The sequence below is a fragment of the Variovorax sp. ISS6 genome, assembly GCF_056523145.1.
This window is the reverse complement of sequence record NZ_JAWRZC010000001.1, coordinates 5,446,743-5,468,309: the sequence shown is the minus strand read 5'-3', so window position 1 is coordinate 5,468,309 and position 21,567 is coordinate 5,446,743. Positions and strand designations below refer to the sequence as shown.

The window sequence follows — 21,567 nt, the reverse complement described above, 5'->3', positions numbered from 1 at the left end:
TCGGGGGGCGGACGCTGCAAGGATAATCCGCCCCCATGGAAATCATCAGCTTTCTCGTCGACTTCATCCTGCATGTCGACAAGCACCTCGAGGCCTTCGTCATCGCCTACGGCCCCTGGGTCTACGCGCTCCTGTTCCTGATCGTGTTCGTCGAGACGGGGGTGGTGGTGATGCCCTTCCTGCCCGGCGATTCGCTGCTGTTCATCGTGGGCGCGCTGTGCGGCGTAGGGCTGATGAGCTTTCCGATCGCCTGCACCCTGCTGGTGATCGCCGCCATCCTCGGCGACCAGTGCAACTACAGCATCGGCCGCTACTTCGGGCCCAAGGTGTTCCAGTGGGAGAGTTCGCGCTTCTTCAACCGCAAGGCCTTCGACCAGGCGCATGCCTTCTACGAGCGCTACGGCGGCATCACCATCGTGCTGGCGCGCTTCATGCCCTTCATCCGCACCTTCGCGCCCTTCGTGGCCGGCGTGGCCGAGATGAACCGCGCCAAGTTCAGCATGTTCAACGTCGGCGGCGCGCTGTTGTGGGTGCTGGGCATCGCGACCGCGGGCTATTTCTTCGGCAACCTGCCGCTGGTGCGCGAACACCTCGACAAGATCATCTGGGCGCTGATCTTCGTGCCGGGCCTGCTCGCGATCTTCGGCGCCTGGCGTGCCTCGCGGGCCGAGAAGGCGCGCGCGCAGCAGGGCGCCTGAGGCCGCCCGCCCACGAAAAAAGAGCGCCCCGCGGGGCGCTCTTTTCGTTGGTGCGGCATGGGTGCCAGGCACCCGGACGGTCAGTAGTTCGGGCCGTTGCGCGGGTAGTAGTTGCCCTGCGGGTAGCGCTGCTGGTTGTAGTAGTTGCGTTCGTCGGCATTGCGGCCGACCTGGTTGCCGATGATGCCGCCGATGGCGGCACCACCCACGGTGCTGGCGGTGTTGCCGCCGATCGCATTGCCGACCAGCGCGCCGCCGACCGCGCCCACGCCCGTGCCCAGGTTCTGGTTCGGGCCCGACGCGCAGCCTGCGAGCGCCATCACGGAGGTGGCCGCCGCAGCGGCAATCCAGATGCGTGCTTTCATGATGTCCACCTTTCTGTTTAAAAAATCGATGGAGTGATCTTCTGCAAAACGGTGTTCCACGCCGTGTAGGAGCCGGCCGCGCCTGCCTGTGCGGGGCGCCGGGCCGCAGCGTGGGAAGGGGAGCCCGCGCGGGGTCGGCGCTGCCCACGCCGCCCTCTGAAAACAGGGTTCGCGGACCGCTCAGAGCTGCCGGCTGCGCGCCAGCGGCGGGTTCTGCGCGAAATAGCGCTGGATGCCGCGCATCAGCGCGTCGGCCAGGTCTTCCTGGTACTGCACGCGGCGCAGGTTGGCTTCTTCCTCGGGATTGCTGATGAAGGCGGTCTCGACCAGCACGCTCGGGATGTCGGGCGCCTTCAGCACCGCGAAGCCGGCCTGCTCGACCTGGCCCTTGTGCAGCCGCGCGCCGATGCCCTTGATCTCGCCGAGCATCGCGCCGCCGAGCTTGAGGCTGTCGTTGATCTGCGCGGTGGTGCTCATGTCGAGCAGCGCGCGCTGCACCTGCGCCTCGTGGTTGCCGACGTTCACGCCGCCGACCTTGTCGGCGTCGTTCTCCTTGTTGGCGAGCCAGCGCGCGGCGCTGCTCGAGGCGCCGCTCTGGCTCAGCGCGAACACGCTGGCGCCGCGCGCGGCCGGTGTGGTGAAGGCGTCGGCATGGATGCTCACGAACAGGTCGGCCTGCACGCGCCGCGCCTTCTGCACGCGCACGCCCAGCGGCACGAAGAAGTCGGCATCGCGCGTGAGGAAGGCGCGCATCGGGTTGCCGTTGATGCTGCTGGCGTTGATGCGGTCGCGCAGGCGGAACGCGACCTGCAGCACGATGTCCTTTTCGCGCGTGCCGGCCGGGCCGATGGCGCCGGGGTCCTCGCCGCCGTGGCCCGGGTCGAGCGCGACGATGATGATGCGGTCGGTGCGATTGGCGGTGGCGCCGCCGCGCGCGACCGCCACCGGCGGCGGCGGAGCCACCGGCCGGGGCGCGGCCGCGGGCGGGCTCGGCGGCATCGGCAGCGGGCGGCTCTCGGCGACGACCGGCGGCGGCGTCGCGGGGCCGGGCCGCATCGACTGCTGCGCCATCAGCTCGCCCAGCGGATCGGGTGCCGGCGCGGTCGCCACCGCGGGCGGGCGCGCGGGCGGCGCGACGGGCGTGGGCACGGGGCGCGGCGCCGGCACGTTGGGCGAGGGCCGCACCAGGATCGGCGGTCCGCCGTCGGGTGCCAGGCCCGAGGGCGGCGTCGCGGGCGGCGGCACCGCGGGCGCGCTGGCCACCGAGGTGTCGTTGCCGCCGCTGGTGCGCGGGGCGTCGCGCAGGCGCTCGGTGATCAGCGCCTCCATCGGGTCGATGGCCTTCTCGGGATAGAGGTCGAGCACCAGCCGGTGCTTGTAGGCGGCGATGGGCGCGAGCGAGAACACCTGCGGCGCCACGGTCTGCTTGAGGTCGAACACGATGCGCACCACCTTCGGTGCGTTCTGTCCCACGCGCAGGCCGTTGATGTAGGGGTCGCCGGGCTTGATCTTGCCGACCAGCTCGCGCAATTCGCTGCTGAGGTCGATGCCCTCGATGTCGACCGCGAGCCGCGGCGGGTTGCCGACCACCAGCTGCTGCGAATGCAGGCGCACGTCGGACTCGATGGTCACGCGCGTGTAGTCGGCCGCGGGCCAGACGCGCACCGCGAGGATGCTGGCGCCGCGCGCGATCTGATGGACGCCGAGCACCAGCGCGAGGCTGCCGCCCTGCAGGAGCACGCGCCGCTTGAGGCCGCCCGCCTTCATGCGGCGGCGTGGGACAGCAGGTCGCCGCCGCGAGGTGTGTTCGCCAGGAGTGTCACGCTGCGTGTGTCGTCGGTCATTGCTTCGATTTTAATAGCTAGGTCCGCAATTGGAGTGCGCCCCGCCGCGTTTTCGGGCCATTCCGCCAGCTTGAGGCCCGGGCCCGCGAAGATGTCGCGGAAGCCCGCGTCCTCCCATTCGCGCGGATCGCTGAAACGGTAGAAGTCGAAGTGGAAGATCGCGAGCCCGTCGGGTGCCTCGTGCGGCTCGACCACCGCATAGGTCGGGCTCTTGATGCGCCCCGTGATGCCGAGCGCGCGCAGCAGGTGCCGCACGAAGGTGGTCTTGCCGGCCCCGAGGTCGCCGTGCAGTTCGACGAAGGCATCGCGCAGGGCGGGGGAGGCCGCGAGCGAACGGGCGAAGGCCTCGGTGTCGGCCTCGTCGCGCCAGCGCATTTCTACAATCGGCAAGTGATCGTCAGCAGCCATCCACTCGTTGTGCGTATTCAGGCCTTGGCCCGGGAACTCGGATTCTCCCAAATCGGAATCGCGGGCGTCGATCTGTCGAGCGCCGAGGACGGTCTGATGCAATGGCTGGCCCATGGGTTCCATGGCGAGATGGATTACATGGCCGCGCACGGCACGCGCCGCGCGCGGCCCGCCGAGCTGGTGCCCGGCACGGTGAGCGTGATCACCGCGCGCATGGACTACCTGCCGCGCGACACGCCGGCCGACTGGCAGGCGGTCGAGTTCGACCGCTTGCGCCGGCCCGGCGAGGCGATCGTCTCGGTGTATGCGCGCGGTCGCGACTATCACAAGGTGTTGCGCAACCGGCTCGCGAAGCTGGCCGAGCGCATTGCGCAGGAGGTCGGGCCCTTCGGGCATCGGGCCTTCACCGATTCGGCGCCGGTGCTCGAGGCCGAGTTGGCCTCGCGCAGCGGGCAGGGCTGGCGCGGCAAGCACACGCTGGTGCTCGATCGCGACGCGGGCTCGATGTTCTTCCTCGGCGAGATCTACGTCGACATGGTGCTGCCCGAGAGCGAGCCGGTGAGCTCGCACTGCGGCAGCTGCAGCGCCTGCATCGACGTGTGCCCGACGCGGGCGATCGTGGCGCCGCGGCGGCTCGATGCGCGGCGGTGCATCTCGTACCTCACGATCGAGCATGGGGGGGCGATTCCGGTGGAGCTGCGGACGCTGATGGGGAACCGGATCTATGGCTGCGACGATTGCCAGCTGATCTGTCCGTGGAACAAGTTCGCGAAGAAGAGTTCGTTGGTGGACTTCGATGCGAGGGACGGGTTGACGGGGCGTACCTTGGCCGAGTTGTTTGCCTGGACCGAGGAGGAGTTCTTGCGGAGGACGGAGGGGAGTCCTATTCGGCGGATTGGGCATGAGCGGTGGTTGCGGAACATTGCTGTTGCGCTGGGGAATGCGATGCGGGCTGGTGAAGAGGGGGCTCGTGATGCTCTGGTTTCTCGCAAGGATGGTTCCAGTGCCTTGGTTCGGGAGCATGTGGAGTGGGCTTTGGGGGCTTCTTCCTAGCTTGTTGCTTTTGCTGAGGCTGTCGGCCGGGATTTCGCCCCGGCGGGCGAGTCACTTTCTTTTGTCTCGCCAAAAGAAAGTAACCAAAGAAAAGGCGACCCCGCTGTCTGCGACCCGCAGCGAAGCTGCGGGCAACCTGCGGTGCTCGCGTTTCGCGGGGTCTCGCAGAACTCGCTTCGCTCAAACAGCTGCGAGCCCTGATCCGCGAAACGCTGCGCTCCTCGGCGCAGCCAGAGGGGAGTGACTCGGGCCGTCGCTGCGCTCGGCCGCGGATACCCAACAGGCCTTCGCTTCGCTCGGCCCAGATGGAAGAAGACCCAAGGGCCACGCGCCCGCACATCCCACACAAGGACGCGCCATGGCGCGTTGACCCTAGTCCCCTCTGGCTGTGCCGAGGAGCGCAGGAGAAAGCGGGATCAGGGCCGCAGCTGTCTGAGCGGAACGAAGTGCAGCGAGTTCTGCGGACCCCCGCTTTCTCCGAGCACCGCAGGTTGCCCGCAGCGAAGCGGAGGGACACAGACAGCGGGGTCGCCTTCTTTTGCTTACTTTTCTTGGCGAGATGTATGGACCGGAGACATGGGTGACACATGTGCGAGGACATGGTGGACACATTCTGCATGGTGGCTCAGGCCTCGCGCAGGTCGATCTCGCGCAGCTTGTGGTGCACGAAGTAGACGTCGTAGCAGCCCTCTCGCCCGGGCTGCGCGCGCAGCGCGATCTCGTGGTCCTTAAGTGCTGCGGACACCTTGAAGCGCTTGCTCTTGAAGCGCACCTCCCCCAGCCAGCCGACCTTCACCACCGTGTCGTTCGGGCCGTACTCGAGCGGTGGCAGCGTCCTCGAATAGGCCCTCTCGCTGGCGCGATACCGGCTCGCCGGGGTGTTCATGCCCAGCGCCTGGTGCGGGCGCTCATGGTTGTAGATACGCCTCCAGCGATCGAACTGCTGCTGTGCCTGCGCCAGATCCTGGAAGCTGCGCCCGGCCAGCAACTCCGCCTTCAGGCTGCGATGGAAGCGCTCGTCCTTGCCGTTGGTCTGCGGGTGATAGGGGCTGCTGAAGCTCACCCGCACGCCCAGGCGGATGAGCCACAGCGCGAGTTCGCTGAGCTGGCCCGGCTCGCGCGGACTGCCCCAGGGCGCGCCGTTGTCCGCATTGATGCGCACCGGCAGACCGTAGCGGGAGAAGACGTCCTGCAACTGCTCCTTCACGCTGGCCGTTTGCTGGCGGGCACAGGCGCGCAGGGCCAGGTTGTAGCGAGAGTGGTCGTCCAGCAGCGTCAGCGGATGGCAGGGCCCCGCTGCGGTGGACACGTAGCCCTTGAAGTCGATCTGCCAGAGGCTGTTGGGCGCCTCGTGCTCGAAGCGCTGCCAGGCGGTGGCCGCACTGCTGGCCTGGGCGCTGATGAGGCCGTGGCGCTTGAGGATGGAGTTGACGGTGCTCGGAGCCAGGCAACCCTGTCCGAGGTCGCTCAGGCGCCGTGCGAGCTTGCGTGCGCCCCAGGCAGGGTGCTGCTGGCGCAGCGAGACGATGGATTGTTGAAGTTCGGGCGAGGTCTCGCCGGGGCTGTGGTGCGGGCGGCGACTGGCATCGCCCAGGCCGGCGGCACCCAGCGTAGCGCTGCGTGCGAGCCATTTGTAGCCGGTCTGTGGGCTGATGCCGAAACGCCGGCACAGCTCACGCCGGTTGGCGCCTTCCTGGCGTGCCAGGGCAACGAACTCTTCTCTCAGGCTCATGGTGTCTCGGGTGCTCCAGGGCATGGTCGTCTTCCGATCGGGCGATATGCCCGATGGTGTCCACCATGTCCTCGCACACCTGTCCACCATGTGCCCGGTCCATACAGCGAGACAAGAAAAGTAAGTCGCCCGCCGGGGCGAGACCCGGCCTACGGCCTAACCAAAACAAACACCCGACCGTCAACCGACAAGGCATCAACAAAGCATCAACGAGGCAGAGCCAAGGCAAACGGCAAACTAACCACCCCCAACACCGTAGACATAGTCACCAACCCCGCCACAAACGCCCCGTTGTACCCCATCCTCTGCGCCAGCACATACGCACTCGAAGCCGTAGGAACCGCGGAAAAAGCCATCAACACCGAAGCCTGCGCCGCATCCAGTCGCAACCACCGAGCCAGCCCCCAGGCCACCAGCGGCAAGATGAAGTGCCGAATGGAAAGCACCGAAGCCGCCAGCACCTTCCCCCGCCCCAACGTAGCGAACTGCATCCCCGCCCCCGCAGCCAGCAGCCCCAGCGCCAACGAAGCCGCCCCGATGCGAGACAAGGTCGGCGTGAGCCAGCCAGGCACCGTGAACCCCAGCACGTTCGCCAGCAACCCCGCCACCGTCGCCACGATCAGCGGATTGCGCACCAGCTGCCGCGCGAATCCGGTCTGCGCATGCCGCGTCATCGGCCACACCGCCGCGATGTTCATCATCGGCACGCACACCCCGATCAGCACCGCGATCAGCAGCAGGCCTTCGGGCCCCGCGAGCCGCTCGGCCATCGCGAGGCAGATGAAGGAGTTGAAGCGGAACGCGACCTGCACGCTCGCCGCGTGATCGCGCCGGTCGAGGTGCGAGCCGAGGCCCGGCACCCAGGGCAGGGCATAGGCCAGCGCCACGCCGCACAGGCTCACGCCCACGCCCGCCATCAGCAGGCTCGAGGTCGCACCAAAATCGAGCGGGCTTCGCACGATCGAATGGAACAGCAGCGTGGGAAAAAGAAAGTAGTAGACGAGGCTCTCGACCTGGTCCCAGACCTTGCGGTCCAGCGCGGTGTAGCGGCACAGGAGCCAGCCGATGGCGATCAGGGAGAAGTCGGGGAAAAGCAGCTGCGCGTAGTTCACCGCGCCGAGCATAAACCGCCCAAACCATGGGTATTCCAGGGCTCGGGCCGAGGCGGCGAGCCGCTAGCATCGCTGCTTTCGCAATTTCGTCCCCATCGTTCAAGGAGTAATCGATGCAACGTCGCCAATGGAGTGCCTTCGTCGGTGCCGCCGCGCTGGTCGCGGTCGCGGGCCCGGCCTTCGCCCAGGGCTATCCCAACAAGCCGGTCGAACTGAGCGTTCCCTTCGCCCCGGGCGGCACGACGGACATCGTGGCGCGCGTGGTGGCCGATCCGCTGGGCAAGGTGCTGGGCCAGCCGGTGGTGGTGATCAACCGCGCCGGCGGCGGCGGCATCGTGGGCGCGGCCGAGACGGCGCGCTCGGCGCCCGACGGCTACAAGCTCGGCGTGGCCACGGTGTCGAGCACGGCCGCCAACCCGGCCATCAACCCGAAGACGCCGTACGACCCGATCAACGACTTCACGCCGATCATCAACATCGCGGCCACGCCGAACATCATCGCGGTCAACCCGAGCTTCCCGGCGAAGAACTACGCCGAGTTCGTGGCCGAGCTCAAGAAGAACCCCGGCAAGTACTCGTACGCCTCGTCGGGCACGGGCGGCATCGGCCACCTGCTGATGGAGCTCTACAAGAGCCTCACCAACACCTTCGTCACGCACATCCCGTACCGCGGCGCGGGCCCGGCGCTCAACGACGTGGTGGCCGGCCAGGTGCCGATCATGTTCGACAACATCCCCTCGGCCATGCCCTTCATCCAGAGCGGCCGCCTGGTTCCGATCGTGGTGTCGGCGCCGCAGCGCCTGGCCGCGCTGCCGAACGTGCCGACCTTCAAGGAAGTCGGCCTCGAGCCGGTGAACCGCATGGCCTACTACGGCATCCTCGGCCCGAAGGGCCTGCCGAAGGAAGTGGTCGACAAGATCAGCGCCGGCGTGAAGAAGGCGGTGGAAGACCCGGCCGTGAAGAAGCGCATCGAGGACACCGGCTCGCTGATCGTGGCCAACACGCCCGAGCAGTTCTCGGCCCAGATCAAGGCCGAGTACGAGGTCTACAAGGACGTGGTGGCCAAGCAGAAGCTCAAGCTCGACTGATTTCGCGCCAGCCGGAAGAAGGGCCGTCCCCCGTCGCGGGGAGCGGCCCTTTTTTTTGCTATCTTGCCCACCCATGACCGAGGCCGCCGCCGCACCCACCCCCGACATCGACGAGTTCATCGACGCCCTCTGGCTCGAGGACGGCCTGTCGAAGAACACGCTCGCCGCCTACCGGCGCGACCTCGCGCTGTTCGCGCACTGGCTCGACCAGCAGCGCGGCGGCATGAAGCTCGGCGCCGCGCAGGAGGCCGACCTGCAGGCCTACATGGGCGTGCGGCTGTCGGCCAAGGGCAAGGCCACCTCGGCCAACCGGCGGCTCACGGTGTTCAAGCGCTACTACCGCTGGGCGCTGCGCGAGCGCCGCATCGTGGCCGACCCGAGCCTGCGGCTGATGCCCGCGCGCCAGATGCCGCGCGCGATCAAGCTGCTGTCGGAGAAGCAGGTCGACGACCTGCTCGGCGCGCCCGACGTCGAGACGCCGCTGGGCCTGCGCGACCGCGCGATGCTCGAGCTGATGTATGCGAGCGGGCTGCGCGTGAGCGAGCTGGTCTCGCTCAAGGTGATCGACATCAGCCTCAACGACGGCGTGCTGCGCGTGCTCGGCAAGGGCAGCAAGGAGCGCCTGGTGCCCTTCGGCGGCGAGGCGCGGCGCTGGATCGAGCGCTACATCGAGGAGTCGCGCCCCGTGATCCTCGACGGCCAGCAGACGCCCGACCTGTTCGTGACCGCGCGCGGCGCGGGCATGACGCGCGTGATGTTCTGGGTCATCGTGAAGAAGCAGGCGGCCGCGGCCGGCATCCACGTGCCGCTGTCGCCGCACACGCTGCGCCATGCCTTCGCGACCCACCTGCTGAACCACGGCGCCGACCTGCGCGCGGTGCAGATGCTGCTGGGCCACGCCGACATCTCGACCACCACCATCTACACGCACGTGGCGCGCGAGCGGCTCAAGCAGCTGCACGCGCAGCACCATCCGCGCGGCTGAGGCCCGCGCTCAGTGGCTCCTGCGCCGCCGGCCCTCGGGCGCGGCCGAGAGCGCGGGGGAGAGGGTGTCGAAGAAGGCGCTGACCATGCGCATGTCGCGCCGCTCGGCCAGGCACAGCGCATGGGCCGAGGTGAAGATCTCGGTGTCGCTGATCGCCACGCGATGCAGGTCGGGCGCGGGCACGTACTCGACCTCCGACACCGCGGCGATGCCCAGGCCCTGCAGCACGGCTTCGCGGATCACCTCGCGGCTGCCGATCTCCATCACCACGTCGGCGCGGATGCGTGCCTTGTCGAGCGCGAGCTCGAGCGCCTTGCGCGTGGTCGAGCCCTGCTCGCGCATGATCAGCCGCTCGCCCTCGAGCTCGGCCAGCCGGATCGCGCGGCGGCGCGCGAAGCGGTGCGAGGAGGGCACGAAGATCACCACCGGCTGCTTCATGAAGGGCACCGCGAGGAAGCGCTCGTCGCGCACCATCTGCGCGAGCACGCCCACGTCGGCGCTGTAGTCGAGCAGCTGGTTCAGCACGTCCTGCGAGTTGCCGGTGCTCACCGTCACCTTGATGCCGGGATAGCGCTGGTTGAAGTCGACCAGCATCTTCGTCACGTGATAGGGCCCCACGGCCGCCACGCGCAGGTGGCCGGTGCGCAGCTCGCCCGCGTCGCCCAGCAGGTTCACCGCATCGGCCTCGAGGCTGAAGATCTGCTGCGCGAGCTGCATCAGCTGCTCGCCCATCACCGTGAGCTGCACGCGCCGGCCGCGGCGGTGGAACAGCTCGACCTTGTAGGCCTCCTCGAGAAAGCGCACCTGCGTCGTGATGGTGGGCTGGCTCACGTGCAGGCTCTCGGCGGCGCGCGTGAAGCTGCCTTCGCGGGCCACCGCGAAGAAGGAACGAAGCTGGGTCAGGCGCATGCGGCGGCTCCGGAAAAAGCGGGAATTCTCGATGAACCCGACTATAGGTTCATTGAATACATCGACGAAAAAATTTGAATTGGATCGATGAATGGGCCGGTGATGTACTCGCCGCCAGGTGCTCCAGGTCGGCACGAAAAAAGACGACCGGAACGCCACGAATCCTCGGGCCGCCACGACGGCGGCGCGAGGGACCGGAACCGCAGAAGACTGGAGACACAGATGATGAAACGCAGAAGCTTGCTGTTCGGCACGGCCGCCGCCGTGGGCGCGGCCTTCCTTCCACCGGCGAGGGCGCAGCAGGCGCTCACGGTCGGGCTGATTCCTTCCGAGGATTCGCGCGCGATGATCGCCAACAGCCAGCGCATGATGGACATGCTGGCCCAGGGCCTCGGCATGCCGGTCAAGCCCTTCGTGGCGGCCGACTACAACGGCGTGATCGAGGCGCTGCGCTCGAAGCGGCTCGACGTGGCCTACCTCGGCCCGTTCTCGTACGTGCTGGGCACCACGGTGGCCGACATCGAGGCCTTCGCGGTCGCCGAGACCAAGAAGGCCGGCCGCACCTTCTATTACAGCCAGGTGGTGGCCCACAAGGACAGCGGCATCAAGAGCGTGAAGGACTTGAAGGGCCGCACCTTCGCCTTCGTCGATCCCAGTTCCACCTCGGGCCACCTGTTCCCCAAGGCGGGGCTGATGAAGGCCGGCTTCGATCCCGACAAGGACTTCGGCCGCGTGATCTTCTCGGGCTCGCACGACTCGAGCGCGATCGCGGTGCAGAACCGCAAGGTCGACGCGGCCGCCATCGCCGACCGCATCCTCGATGCCGCGGTGGCGAAGGGGCTGGTCAAGCGCGAGGATCTGGTCGAGGTCTGGCGCTCCGAGCCGATCCCCGAATCGCCCACGGTCTGGCGCAAGGACCTCGGCGCCGATCTCAAGCAGCGCGTGCAGGCGGCCTTCCTGCAGGTGAAGGACATCCCCTGGTCCGACCAGGGCCTGCTCAACGGCTTCCATCCGACCAACGACGCGGCCTACAACGTGATCCGCGACACGGCCAGGATCCTGAAGCTCGACCTGGGGAAGATGAAATGATCGAGATCCGCGGCCTTTGCAAGCGCTACGGCGACTTCACCGCGCTCCACCAGGTCGACCTCGCGGTCGGCAAGGGCGAGTTCGTCGTCATCCTCGGTGCCTCGGGCGCCGGCAAGTCGACGCTGCTTCGCTGCATCAACCAGCTCGCCGAGCCCACGCAGGGCGAGGTGCGGGTGGACGGCGAGCCGGTGCGGCGCGATCGCGCGGGGCTGCGCCGCGTGCGCCGCGACGTGGCGATGATCTTCCAGCACTACAACGTGGTGCCGCGCCTGTCGGTGCTGAAGAACGTGCTGACGGGGCGGCTGGGCTCGATGCCGGCGCTGGCCTCGTGGTTCCAGGTCTTTCCGGCGCGCGACATCGCGATCGCGCGCGAGTGCCTGCGCCGCGTCGAGCTCGACCACAAGGCCGAGCTGCGCACCGACACGCTCTCGGGCGGCCAGAAGCAGCGCGTGGGCATCGCGCGGGCGCTGGCGCAGCGGCCCAAGGTGATCCTGGCCGACGAGCCGGTGGCCAGCCTCGATCCGAAGACCTCGCGCAAGGTGCTGAACTATTTGCGGCAGGCCAGCCGCGAGGACGGTATCACCGTGATCTGCAACCTGCACCAGGTCGATTACGCGCGCGAGTTCGCGCAGCGCGTGATCGGCGTAGCGGGCGGACGCGTGGTGTTCGAGGGCCGGCCCGACGCGCTGACCGACGAGGTGCTGCAGCGCATCTATCCGGGCGGCCTCGAGCCCGACCCGGGGGAACCGAAGGAGGACGCGGCCCTGGCCGCGGCGCACGCGCCGGCGCTGCCGCCGGTCCAGCAACTCGCCCTGGAGCAGCCATGATCGCGATCGGACGCTACAACCTGCTGATCGCCCGCAGCGACGGCAACCCCGGCTGGTGGAAGTACCTGGTCGCCGCGGCGGCCGGGCTCGGCGTGCTCTGGTGGGCCGCGATCGGCGCCCAGGTGAGCTTCAGCGAGCTCGCCAAGGGCATGCCGTGGATCGCCGACTTCCTCGGCCGCATGCTGCCGCCCAACTGGGAGTTCATGGGCAAGCTGGTGAAGCCCGCCATCGAGACGGTGCAGATCGCGCTCTGGGGCACGCTGCTGGCGGTGGTGCTCGCGGTGCCGTTGTGCTTCTTCGCGGCGCGCAACATCTCGCCGAACCCGGCGGTGTTCCATGCGATGCGGCAGGTGCTCAACATCACGCGCGGCATCAACGAGATCATCCTCGCGCTGATCTTCGTGGCGGCGGTCGGCCTCGGGCCCTTTCCGGGCGTGCTGGCACTGGCGCTGCATGGCGCGGGCATGCTCGGCAAGTTCTTCGCCGAGTCGATCGAGGAGATCGACCACGGGCCGATCGAGGCGCTGCGCTCCACGGGCGCGGGCCCGATCCAGACCATCGTCTTCGGCGTGATCCCGCAGGTCGTGACGGCATGGATCGGCGTCATCGTCTATCGCTTCGAGACCAACCTGCGCCAGGCCACGGTGCTGGGCATGGTGGGCGCGGGCGGCATCGGCTTCGAGCTGGTGGGCAGCATGAAGCTGTTCCAGTACCAGGACACGGCGACCTGCATCCTGGTCATCGTCGTCATGGTGATGACCGCCGACTACCTCTCGACCCGGCTGCGCGCCTGGATCCAGCAGGGCAGCCGTTCCTGAGGCCGCGGCGGGCCGCGCGCCCTGTCTCTCGTGCTTCGAGGCCGTGCCGCGGCTTGCCGCAGAATCGGCGGCTTTCGAACACGAGAGACATCGACATGAGGATCCACCGCGTCTTCCTGGCCGGCCTCGCGCTGGCCGCGACCGCCACCATCGGCCCCGCCCTGGCCCAGGGCTACCCCTCCGCCAAGCCCATCCGCCTGATCGTCGGCTATCCGCCCGGCGGCGGCATCGACTTCGCGGCGCGCACGGTGCAGGTGCCGCTGCAGGAGGCGCTCAAGCAGCAGCTGGTGGTCGACTACAAGCCCGGCGCGAGCGGCATGATCGCGGCCACCGAACTCATGCGCCAGCCGGCCGACGGCTACACGCTGCTGCTGGCCAACACCGGGCCGTTCGCGATCGCGCCGTACCTGCAGAGCAAGCCGCCGTACGACCCCATCAAGCAGTTCACCTACATCGGCCAGATCAGCCAGGGCAGCTACATCGCGGTGACGCGGCCCGATCATCCGGCCAGGGACCTGAAGGAATTCGTGGCCTGGGCCAAGGGCCAGCCCGGCAAGGTCAACTTCGCCTCGGGCGGCAACGGCACCTCGACGCACCTCAACGGCGAGCTGATGAACCAGGTCACGGGCCTGGACATGACGCACGTGCCCTACAAGGGCAGCGCGCCCGCGGTGCAGGACCTGATAGGCGGGCAGACGCAGATCCTGATCGACGCGGGCAGCGTGCTGCTGCCGCAGGTGAAGGGCGGCAAGCTCAAGGCGCTGGCCGTGACCGGGCCGCAGCGCGATCCGCAGCTGCCCGACGTGCCGACCGTGAAGGAGCTGGGCCTTGCGGGCATGGAGTCGGTGGGCTTCCAGGGCCTGGTGGGACCGGCGGGCATGCCGAAGGACGTGGTGGACCGTCTCGCGGGCGAACTCGCCAAGGCGCTCGCGCAGCCGGCGATCCGCGCCAAGTTCGCCGCGGCGGGCGCCGAGGTCCATTCGCTGGGCCCGACCGAGTTCGCGGCCTTCGTGAAGGCCGACAACGAGAAATGGTCGAAGCTGATCCGCGAGCGCAAGCTGCAGCTCGACTGATGGAGGCAGACTCGAGGGCCATGACGAATCCGATGCATTCCTTCTTCTTCCCGACGCGCCGCACCGCGGTGCTCGCCTCGCTGGCCGCGGCCGGCGCTTTCCTCTGCGGCACCGCGGCGGCCCAGACTCCGGCCGTGCCCAAGACCCTGCGGCTGATCGTGGCCTATCCGGCCGGCGGCGTCAGCGACGTGGTCGCGCGCGCGCTCGGCGACCGGCTCGCGGCGCAGCTCGGCACCACGGTGGTGGTCGAGAACCGCGCGGGCGCCAGCGGCGCGATCGGCATGGACGCGGTGGCCAAGGCCGCGCCCGACGGCGCGACCCTGGGCTTCTCGGCCATCAGCCCGCTGGTGCTGAGCCCGCACCTGGGCAAGCTGCCCTTCGATCCGCTGAAGGACGTGGCGCCGGTGGCCAGCGTGATGTATTCGCCGGTGCTGCTGATCGCCACGCCCGCGAGCAAGGCGAAGGACTTCCGCGCGCTGCTCGACGATGCCAGGGCCCATCCGGGCGCGGTGCGCTGGGCCACCTCGGGGCCGGCGTCGCTGGGCCACATCGTGCTCGAGCAACTGCGCTCGGCCGCCAACGTCGACATCACGCACGTGCCCTACAAGGGCGGCGGCCAGCAGCTCAACGATGCGCTGGGCGGGCAGTTCGAGATCCTCTCGACCAACGCCAGCCCCACGCTGGGCGCGCACATCCAGTCGGGCAAGCTGCGCCCGCTCGCGGTGGGCGCGCCGGCGCGGCTCGAGAGCCTGCCGCAGGTGCCCACGCTGGGCGAGCTGGGCTACAAGGCGGCCAACATCAACTCGCTGTTCGGCGTGTTCGCGCCGGCCGCCACGCCGCCGGCGCTGCTCGCGCGCTACAACGCCGAGATCAACAAGGCGCTGGCCAGCCCCGAGCTGCGCGCCAAGCTCACGGCCACCGACAACGTGCCCACGGGCGGGCCCGCGGCCGACTTCGCGAAGGAGATCGCCAGCGAGTTCGAGAGCAATGGCAGGATCGTGAAGGCGGCCGGGATCAAGGCGGACTGAGAACCCCGGCGGCGACGCGGGCTTGTCGCCCACGCGATAGGCCCTCCTTTTCCCCTACCTTATAGTAGGCAACATCATGAGCAGCGTCTCCTCAGCGGCACTCGCCACCGGCAGCACGCGCGACCAGATCCTGGGCGCGGCGCGCGAGCTCATCACCACGCGCTCGTACCTGGGTTTCAGCTTCCAGGACGTGGCCGACGCGGTCGGCATCCGCAAGGCCAGCCTCTACCACCACTTCCCGTCCAAGGAAGCGCTGGGCGTGGCCGTGCTGCGCGACGCGATCCAGGGTTTCCGCCGCTGGGACGAGGCCAAGTCGCGCACGCCGCGCGAGTCGCTCGACGCCTATTTCCGCATGTACCGCAATGGCCTGAAGGCCGGCTCGGCCGTCTGTCCCGCGGGGGCGCTGGTGCCGGGCTGGGGCTGCACCAACGAGGAGCTGCGCCTCACGGTCCAGGAGCTCCGCGAGAAGCAGGTGCTGTGGCTGAGCGGCGTGCTCGGCGCGCTGGCGCCCGAGCGGCTCCAGGGCGGGGGCGCCGCGGCGCTCGCGGCCTATGTGTTCGCGGTCTGCCAGGGCGCGCTGATCGCGGCGCGCATGACCGGCCGCGTGGAGGATTTCGACGACGCGGTCGCGCAACTGAGGAGTTCGCTGCCCGCCTGACGCCCCGGCATCCGCCCGAAGGCACGCCCCGCGTGCCTCTTTTTTTGACCTGTCAGCCTACCGATTGGATGGTAGTTTTAGGAGCACACCATGAAAGCCGTCATTTCCGCCTATGCCCGTTCGCCGTTCCATTTCGCGAAGAAGGGCGCGCTGGCCGAGGTGCGTCCCGACACGCTGGCCGCCGGCGTGGTCCGGGGCCTGCTGCAGCGCACCGACCTCGATCCCGCGCTGCTCGAGGACATCGTCCTGGGCTGCGCCTATCCCGAGGCCTCGCAGGGCAACAACCTCGCGCGCATCGTCGGCCTGCTGGCCGGCCTGCCGCACGAGGTGGGCGGGATGACCGTCAACCGCTTCTGCGGCTCGTCGATGCAGGCGGTGCACATCGCCGCCGCGCAGATCGAGGCCGGCATGGGCGAGGCTTTCCTCTGCGTGGGCGTGGAGTCGATGAGCATGGTGCCGCAGGGCGGCTTCAACTTCTCGCCGAGCCCGGAACTGCTGGCGAACACCGACGCCTACATCTCGATGGGCGAGACCGCCGAGAACGTGGCGCAGCGCTGGAACGTGAGCCGCGCCGACCAGGAGGCGCTGGCGGTCGAGTCGCACCGCAAGGCCGCGGCCGCGCGCGAGCAGGGCCGCCTGGCCGGCGAGATCGTGCCGGTGCGCCTGGCCTCGGGCGAGCTGGTCGAGGCCGACGGCTGCATCCGTCCCACCACCTCGGCCGAGGCGCTGGCCAAGCTCAAGCCGGCCTTCCGTGCCGATGGCGTGGTGACGGCCGGCACCTCGTCGCCGCTGACCGACGGCGCGGCCGCGGTGCTGGTGACCAGCGATGCCTTCGCCGCGCGCCATGGGCTGAAGGCGCTCGCGCGCATCAGGTCCTTCGCCACCGTGGGCGTCGATCCCGCGATCATGGGCATCGGCCCGATCCCCGCCACGCGCAAGGCGCTGGCCCGCGCGGGCCTGAGCGTGGCCGACCTCGACGTGGTCGAGATCAACGAGGCCTTCTCCTCGCAGGCGCTGGCCTGCATCCGCGACCTCGGGCTCGATCCGGCCACGGTCAATCTCGACGGCGGCGGCCTGTCGATCGGCCATCCGCTGGGCGCGACCGGCGCGCGCATCACGGGCAAGGCGGCGTCGCTGCTGGCGCGCGAGAACGGCCGCTATGCGCTGGCCACGCAGTGCATCGGCGGCGGGCAGGGCATCGCGACCATCCTCGAGCGCGTCTGAGCGTCCACGCGACACGACGCGGCACGGTGGCGACAATGCCGCCGTGCCGTCAGCGAAGGAGGAACGCACCATGACCGACACCATCACCCCCCGCGCCAAGCTCTACCTCGACGACCTCGCCGTGGGCGACCGCTTCACCAGCGGCGAATACGCGCTCGACGCCGAGAAGATCAAGGCCTTCGCGCTGCAGTTCGATCCGCAGCCCTTCCACACCGACGAGGAGGCCGCCAAGCGCACCTTCTTCGGCGGCCTGGCCGCGAGCGGCTGGCACACGGCGGCCGTGACCATGCGCCTGCTGGTCGACAGCGGCATTCCGCTGGCCGACGGCATCATCGGTTCGGGCGGCGACGAGATCCGCTGGCCGCAGCCCACGCGGCCCGGCGACGTGCTGCACGTGGTCAGCGAGATCGTCGAGATCGTGCCCTCGCGTTCCAAGCCGGGCCGCGCCATGGTCCGCGTGCGCTGCGAGACGCGCAACCAGCGCGGCGAGGTGCTGCAGCACTTCTCGCCGAAGCTGGTGGTGATGAAGAAGCCGGATTGACTTCGGGCGTCAGGCGGCGCTGCCGCCGCCCAGCGCCTCGAGCTCCTCGTCGCTGAAGCCCGCGCGCGTGCGCGCCTCGAGGTTGAACGGCGGCTTGAGCCGCGGCGCCTCGTAGCGCGCCACGAGCTCGGGGTAGGCGGCCTCGGCGTCGATGCCCGCGCGCTCGCAGAGCCAGCGGTACCAGTGGTTGCCGATCGCCACGTGGCCCACCTCGTCGCGCAGGATGATGTCGAGGATCTCGACCGCGCGCAGCGCATCGGGCGTGTTCACGCGCTTGAGCTTGGCCTGGATCAGCGGCGTGGCGTCGAGCCCGCGCGCCTCGAGCGTGCGCGGCACCAGCGCCATGCGCGCGAGCACGTCGTCGCGCGTCTTCTCGCACATGCTCCACAGGCCGTCATGGCCCGTGAAGTCGCCGTAGCGCCAGCCCATGGTCCGCAGGTGCGCATGCAGCAGCGTGAAGTGCTGCGCCTCCTCGTCGGCCACGCGCAGCCAGTCCTGGTAGTAGCGCGCGGGCATGCCGTCGTAGCGCCAGGCGGCGTCGAGCGCGAGGTTGATGGCGTTGAACTCGATGTGGCAGATCGAATGGACCAGCGCCGCGCGGCCCTCGGTGTTGAACGGCGAGCGCTTGCCCACCGCCATGGCCGACACGCGCAGCGGGCGCTCGGGCCGGCCCGGCACGCCGAGCTCGTCGCCGGGCACGCGCACGGGTTCGTCTGCTATGGTTTCGCTAGCGATGTGCGTTGCCAGCGCGCGGGTTGCCGCCACTTTCTCGTCGGGGTCGGTGAGGCGCAGCGCGGCCAGGGCGCTCAATCGGGGGTGCATCCCTACAATTCTAGGTTTCACCCCTCTTTCCCTTTCCGGAGACTCCCACGATGGCCCTCTATGAACTCGACGGCGTGGCGCCGCAACTCGGCGACGGCGCATGGGTCGCCGACAGCGCCGAGGTGATGGGGCGCGTGACGCTGGCCGAGAACGCGAACGTCTGGTTCGGCGCCGTGCTGCGCGGCGACACCGAGGCCATGACCATCGGGCGCAACAGCAACATCCAGGATCTGTCGGTGCTCCATTGCGACATCGGCTGCCCGCTGACGGTGGGCGAGAACGTCACGGTGGGCCACCAGGTCATGCTGCACGGCTGCACCATCGGCGACAACACGCTGATCGGCATGCAGGCGGTGGTCTTGAATAACGCGAAGATCGGCCGCAACTCGATCGTCGGCGCCGGTGCGCTCGTGACCGAGGGCTCGGAATTCCCCGACAACTCGATGATCCTGGGATCGCCCGCCAAGGTGGTGCGCACGCTCGACGAAGCGGCCGCCGCCAAGCTGCGCCAGGGCGCGGAGCACTACGTCAAGAACGCCCGCCGCTTTGCGGCCGGCCTGAAGAAGATCGCCTGAGCCTGCGCGCGAGGGCACCCGAAGAAAGAACCCCGTTGTGAGCGAGCTGCATAAATTCCTGTTCGATGGCCTGCCAGTGCGCGGCATGATCGTGCGCCTGACGGATGCCTGGCAGGAGATCCTCGCGCGGCGCGCCTCCAACACCGCCACCGGCGCCTACCCGCCGCCGGTGGTCGAGCTGCTCGGCGAGATGACGGCCGCGGCCACGCTGATGCAGGCCAACATCAAGTTCAACGGCGCGCTGATCCTGCAGATCTTCGGCGACGGCCCGGTGAAGGTGGCCGTGGCCGAGGTCAAGCCCGACCTGAGCCTGCGCGCCACCGCCAAGACCATCGGCGAGCTGCCGGCCGATGCGCGGCTGCCCGACATGGTCAACGTGAACAACAAGGGCCGCTGCGCGATCACGCTCGACCCCAAGGACAAGCTGCCGGGCCAGCAGCCCTACCAGGGCGTGGTGCCGCTGTTCGGCGACGAGGGCGAGAAGCTCGGCAAGCTCAGCGAGGTGCTGCAGCACTACATGCTGCAGAGCGAGCAGCTCGACACCACGCTGGTACTGGCGGCCGACGACAAGGTGGCCGCGGGCCTGCTGATCCAGCGCCTGCCGGTCAAGGGCGAGGGCAACCTCGAAGGCACGGCGCCGGCCGACCGAGACCAGGCGAACGAGGACCAGATCGGCCGCAACGAGGACTACAACCGGATCTCGATCCTGGCCTCGACGCTCACGCGCGAGGAGCTGCTCACGCTCGACGTCGAGACCATCCTGCGGCGCCTGTTCTGGGAAGAGAAGCTGCTGCGCTTCGAGCCGCAGCGCGGCATGCTGGGCCCGCACTTCGCCTGCACCTGCGGCCGCGAGCGCGTGGCGCAGATGATCCGCGGCCTCGGCGCCGAGGAGGCCGAGAGCATCCTCGCCGAGCGCGGCGACATCGAGGTGGGCTGCGACTTCTGCGGCAAGCAGTACCGCTTCGACGCGGTCGATGCGGCGCAGATATTCCGTCCGCCGGGCGACCAGATTCCCGGCACGCCGGTGGTGCAGTAAGCCGGTGCCGGGCGTTCAGCCCGGCTGCCGCAGCACCTTGACCATCGCCGCGAGCCGCTCGTTCGCATAGCCGGCCGCGAGCGCGCGGTCGAACCAGCCCATCAGGAAATCGGGAAAGCCCGCGTCGAGCCGCGCCTCGCGCGCCTGCCGCACGAACAGCCGGCCCGAGCCCGCGCAGGTCGCCATCGAGCTCTCGGGTTCGCCGTAGCGCTCGGCATGGATGTCCTCGCCTTCGGCGCGGATCATCTCGCCGATCACGGGCGAGATGGTGCCGATCATTCGTGCGAAGTCCCGCACCGGCAACTGCTCCGATTCGAAGATGCGCACGCCGTGGAAGAAGCCGGCCATCGCGCCGAACATGCACGAGAGCGTGGCCAGGTCCCAGGCGGCGGCGTTGCCGATCGGCTCGCCCAGGTAGGCGATGTGGCCCGCGATGGCCTCGAGCACCGGCCGGCAGGCCGCGAGCGCGCGCTCCTCGCCGGAGACGAACAGCGGCGTGTCGGGCCGGCCGATCTGCGAGGGCGTGGCGAGCAGCGCGCCGTCGAGGTAGCCCACGCCGTCGAGCCGGGCCCAGTCGTCGCGCGCATCCTGCGGCGTGCCGGTGCTCAGCTGCACCAGCAGCTTGCCGCGCAGCGCATCGGCCACGCCCGGCTGCGCGAGGATCGCGCGCCAGGCCGCGTAGTCGGCCACGCAGACCAGCACGATGGGGCTCGCTGCAACGGCGGCGCGTGCATCGGCGGCGAGCACGGTGCCCTGGCCGAGCAGCGCTTCGGCGCGGCTCGGCGTGCGGTTCCACAGCGTGAGCGTGTGGCCACGCTGCAGGGCGCGCGCGAGCGCGCTGCCCATCGGGCCGAGGCCGATGAGGGAGACGTCGGTAGTGTGCATGGTCACTCCTGCGCCGGGCTGAGGTTCTGCCCCAGGCCGCCGTCGACCGTGAGCCGCGCGCCGGTGGTGAAGGTGGCGTCGAAGGCCAGGAACAGCACCGCGCGCGCCACTTCCTCGGCGCTGCCGTGGCGCCGCATCGGCGTGATCTGGTCGCCCAGGCGCACGAACTCCGCGCGCTCGGCGGGCGTGGCATCGGCCACGCCGAGCGTGGGCGTGTCGATGAAGCCCGGGCTCACCACGTTGACGCGGATGCCGCGCCCGACCAGCTCGGCCGCGAAGCCCGAGGCGAAGGAGCGCAGCGCGGCCTTGGTCGCGCTGTAGACGCCCATGCCGTGCATGCCGCCCTTGTCGGCGATCGACGAGGTGAAGACGATGGACGCGCCGGGCTTCATCAGCGGCGCGAGCTTCTGCACCGTGAAGAAGGCGCCCTTGGTATTGATCGCGAAGGCACGGTCGTAGCCGGCCTCCGTGACCTGCTCGAAGGGCTCGAGCGTGGCGATGCCGGCGTTGATGTGCAGCAGGTCGACATGGCCCAGCGCTTCGCGCGCGGTGGCCGCGAGCGCATCGATGTCGGCCAGCGAGGCGGCGTCGCTCGCCAGCACCTGCGCCTGCGGGCCCAGCGCGTGGCGCGCGGCCTCGAGGTTCCTCGGATTGCGCCCGGTCAGGATCACGCGGGCGCCGCCCGCGAGCAGCGCCTGGGCCGTGGCCAGGCCCATGCCGATGGTGCCGCCCGTGATGACGGCGGTCTTGCCGCGGTAGCGGGTGTTGCTGTCTTGGTGGAGAGTGGTGTTCATGGC

General features: G+C 69.3%; 23 protein-coding genes. 14 read left to right on the top strand and 9 right to left on the bottom strand.

Annotated features, from left to right (window positions below):
* Positions 1 to 35: 35 nt before the first annotated feature.
* Positions 36 to 698 carry a DedA family protein gene (locus AC1HIL_RS25275; protein ID WP_057597698.1) on the top strand — a complete coding sequence of 221 codons (663 nt, stop codon included), beginning with the start codon at positions 36 to 38 and terminating at the stop codon, positions 696 to 698.
* Positions 699 to 778: 80 nt separating this feature from the next.
* Here AC1HIL_RS25275 and AC1HIL_RS25270 read toward each other — a convergent pair whose 3' ends face one another.
* The 3 genes from AC1HIL_RS25270 to tsaE all read right to left on the bottom strand — a co-directional run bounded on the left by AC1HIL_RS25270 (position 779) and on the right by tsaE (position 3,315).
* On the bottom strand, positions 779 to 1,063 hold the full coding sequence (locus AC1HIL_RS25270) for a glycine zipper domain-containing protein (RefSeq protein ID WP_057597702.1): 285 nt from the start codon (positions 1,061 to 1,063) through the stop codon (positions 779 to 781).
* Between the two features lie 180 nt (positions 1,064 to 1,243).
* Positions 1,244 to 2,830, bottom strand: a complete 1,587-nt coding sequence (locus AC1HIL_RS25265; RefSeq protein WP_296739856.1) for an N-acetylmuramoyl-L-alanine amidase — start codon at positions 2,828 to 2,830, stop codon at positions 1,244 to 1,246.
* The gene (gene tsaE, locus AC1HIL_RS25260) at positions 2,827 to 3,315 is read right to left on the bottom strand and encodes a tRNA (adenosine(37)-N6)-threonylcarbamoyltransferase complex ATPase subunit type 1 TsaE (RefSeq protein ID WP_057597919.1); all 489 of its coding nucleotides are present in this window, start codon (positions 3,313 to 3,315) and stop codon (positions 2,827 to 2,829) included. Before tsaE ends, AC1HIL_RS25265 begins: the two co-directional genes overlap by 4 nt.
* Between tsaE and queG the strand changes: the two genes are divergently transcribed.
* On the top strand, positions 3,301 to 4,368 hold the full coding sequence (gene queG / locus AC1HIL_RS25255) for a tRNA epoxyqueuosine(34) reductase QueG (RefSeq protein ID WP_422098193.1): 1,068 nt from the start codon (positions 3,301 to 3,303) through the stop codon (positions 4,366 to 4,368). The genes tsaE and queG overlap by 15 nt on opposite strands.
* Positions 4,369 to 4,993: 625 nt before the next feature.
* On the opposite strand, the gene AC1HIL_RS25250 is transcribed toward queG, so the two are convergent.
* On the bottom strand, positions 4,994 to 6,124 hold the full coding sequence (locus tag AC1HIL_RS25250; RefSeq protein WP_479670266.1) for an IS481 family transposase: 1,131 nt from the start codon (positions 6,122 to 6,124) through the stop codon (positions 4,994 to 4,996).
* Positions 6,125 to 6,306: 182 nt separating this feature from the next.
* On the bottom strand, positions 6,307 to 7,224 hold the full coding sequence (locus AC1HIL_RS25245) for an AEC family transporter (RefSeq protein WP_479670304.1): 918 nt from the start codon (positions 7,222 to 7,224) through the stop codon (positions 6,307 to 6,309).
* Positions 7,225 to 7,325: 101 nt separating this feature from the next.
* Between AC1HIL_RS25245 and AC1HIL_RS25240 the strand changes: the two genes are divergently transcribed.
* Positions 7,326 to 8,300, top strand: coding sequence for a tripartite tricarboxylate transporter substrate binding protein BugE (locus AC1HIL_RS25240; RefSeq protein WP_057595916.1), 975 nt, complete (start codon positions 7,326 to 7,328; stop codon positions 8,298 to 8,300).
* Between the two features lie 73 nt (positions 8,301 to 8,373).
* Positions 8,374 to 9,285 (top strand): site-specific tyrosine recombinase XerD, encoded by a 912-nt coding sequence (xerD, locus tag AC1HIL_RS25235; protein WP_479670303.1) that lies wholly within the window; start codon positions 8,374 to 8,376, stop codon positions 9,283 to 9,285.
* A 9-nt stretch (positions 9,286 to 9,294) separates the two neighbouring features.
* Here xerD and AC1HIL_RS25230 read toward each other — a convergent pair whose 3' ends face one another.
* On the bottom strand, positions 9,295 to 10,194 hold the full coding sequence (locus AC1HIL_RS25230) for a LysR substrate-binding domain-containing protein (protein ID WP_057595918.1): 900 nt from the start codon (positions 10,192 to 10,194) through the stop codon (positions 9,295 to 9,297).
* A gap of 225 nt (positions 10,195 to 10,419) precedes the next feature.
* Here AC1HIL_RS25230 and phnD point away from each other — a divergent pair, with 225 nt between their 5' ends.
* From phnD to AC1HIL_RS25190, 8 genes are all read left to right on the top strand, one after another.
* A complete protein-coding gene (gene phnD / locus AC1HIL_RS25225) occupies positions 10,420 to 11,283 on the top strand; it encodes a phosphonate ABC transporter substrate-binding protein (RefSeq protein WP_057595944.1) in 864 nt (287 codons plus the stop codon).
* The gene (gene phnC, locus AC1HIL_RS25220) at positions 11,280 to 12,110 is read left to right on the top strand and encodes a phosphonate ABC transporter ATP-binding protein (protein ID WP_057595919.1); all 831 of its coding nucleotides are present in this window, start codon (positions 11,280 to 11,282) and stop codon (positions 12,108 to 12,110) included. Before phnD ends, phnC begins: the two co-directional genes overlap by 4 nt.
* The gene (gene phnE / locus AC1HIL_RS25215; protein WP_296723632.1) at positions 12,107 to 12,928 is read left to right on the top strand and encodes a phosphonate ABC transporter, permease protein PhnE; all 822 of its coding nucleotides are present in this window, start codon (positions 12,107 to 12,109) and stop codon (positions 12,926 to 12,928) included. The genes phnC and phnE overlap by 4 nt, the downstream gene beginning before the upstream one ends.
* 95 nt (positions 12,929 to 13,023) lie before the next feature.
* Entirely contained in the window at positions 13,024 to 14,001 is a 978-nt protein-coding gene (locus AC1HIL_RS25210; RefSeq protein WP_479670302.1) for a Bug family tripartite tricarboxylate transporter substrate binding protein, read from the top strand.
* A gap of 20 nt (positions 14,002 to 14,021) precedes the next feature.
* Complete coding sequence (locus tag AC1HIL_RS25205) at positions 14,022 to 15,029, top strand: Bug family tripartite tricarboxylate transporter substrate binding protein (RefSeq protein WP_172705653.1); 1,008 nt, start codon at positions 14,022 to 14,024, stop codon at positions 15,027 to 15,029.
* Between the two features lie 76 nt (positions 15,030 to 15,105).
* On the top strand, positions 15,106 to 15,687 hold the full coding sequence (locus AC1HIL_RS25200) for a TetR/AcrR family transcriptional regulator (RefSeq protein WP_479670301.1): 582 nt from the start codon (positions 15,106 to 15,108) through the stop codon (positions 15,685 to 15,687).
* Positions 15,688 to 15,777: 90 nt separating this feature from the next.
* Entirely contained in the window at positions 15,778 to 16,911 is a 1,134-nt protein-coding gene (locus tag AC1HIL_RS25195) for a thiolase family protein (RefSeq protein ID WP_479670300.1), read from the top strand.
* A 70-nt stretch (positions 16,912 to 16,981) separates the two neighbouring features.
* Positions 16,982 to 17,452 (top strand): MaoC family dehydratase, encoded by a 471-nt coding sequence (locus AC1HIL_RS25190; protein ID WP_296777256.1) that lies wholly within the window; start codon positions 16,982 to 16,984, stop codon positions 17,450 to 17,452.
* A gap of 9 nt (positions 17,453 to 17,461) precedes the next feature.
* Here the strand turns inward: AC1HIL_RS25190 and AC1HIL_RS25185 are convergent, their stop codons facing one another.
* Positions 17,462 to 18,274 carry a ferritin-like domain-containing protein gene (locus tag AC1HIL_RS25185; RefSeq protein WP_479670299.1) on the bottom strand — a complete coding sequence of 271 codons (813 nt, stop codon included), beginning with the start codon at positions 18,272 to 18,274 and terminating at the stop codon, positions 17,462 to 17,464.
* Between the two features lie 50 nt (positions 18,275 to 18,324).
* Between AC1HIL_RS25185 and AC1HIL_RS25180 the strand changes: the two genes are divergently transcribed.
* Positions 18,325 to 18,849, top strand: a complete 525-nt coding sequence (locus tag AC1HIL_RS25180; RefSeq protein WP_057595925.1) for a gamma carbonic anhydrase family protein — start codon at positions 18,325 to 18,327, stop codon at positions 18,847 to 18,849.
* Between the two features lie 37 nt (positions 18,850 to 18,886).
* Positions 18,887 to 19,885: an Hsp33 family molecular chaperone HslO gene (hslO, locus tag AC1HIL_RS25175; protein ID WP_261216095.1), complete on the top strand. Its 999-nt coding sequence runs from the start codon at positions 18,887 to 18,889 to the stop codon at positions 19,883 to 19,885.
* 15 nt (positions 19,886 to 19,900) lie between these two features.
* On the opposite strand, the gene AC1HIL_RS25170 is transcribed toward hslO, so the two are convergent.
* Positions 19,901 to 20,770, bottom strand: coding sequence for an NAD(P)-dependent oxidoreductase (locus AC1HIL_RS25170; RefSeq protein ID WP_479670298.1), 870 nt, complete (start codon positions 20,768 to 20,770; stop codon positions 19,901 to 19,903).
* A 2-nt stretch (positions 20,771 to 20,772) separates the two neighbouring features.
* A complete protein-coding gene (locus AC1HIL_RS25165) occupies positions 20,773 to 21,564 on the bottom strand; it encodes an SDR family oxidoreductase (RefSeq protein ID WP_479670297.1) in 792 nt (263 codons plus the stop codon).
* Positions 21,565 to 21,567 lie beyond the last annotated feature (3 nt).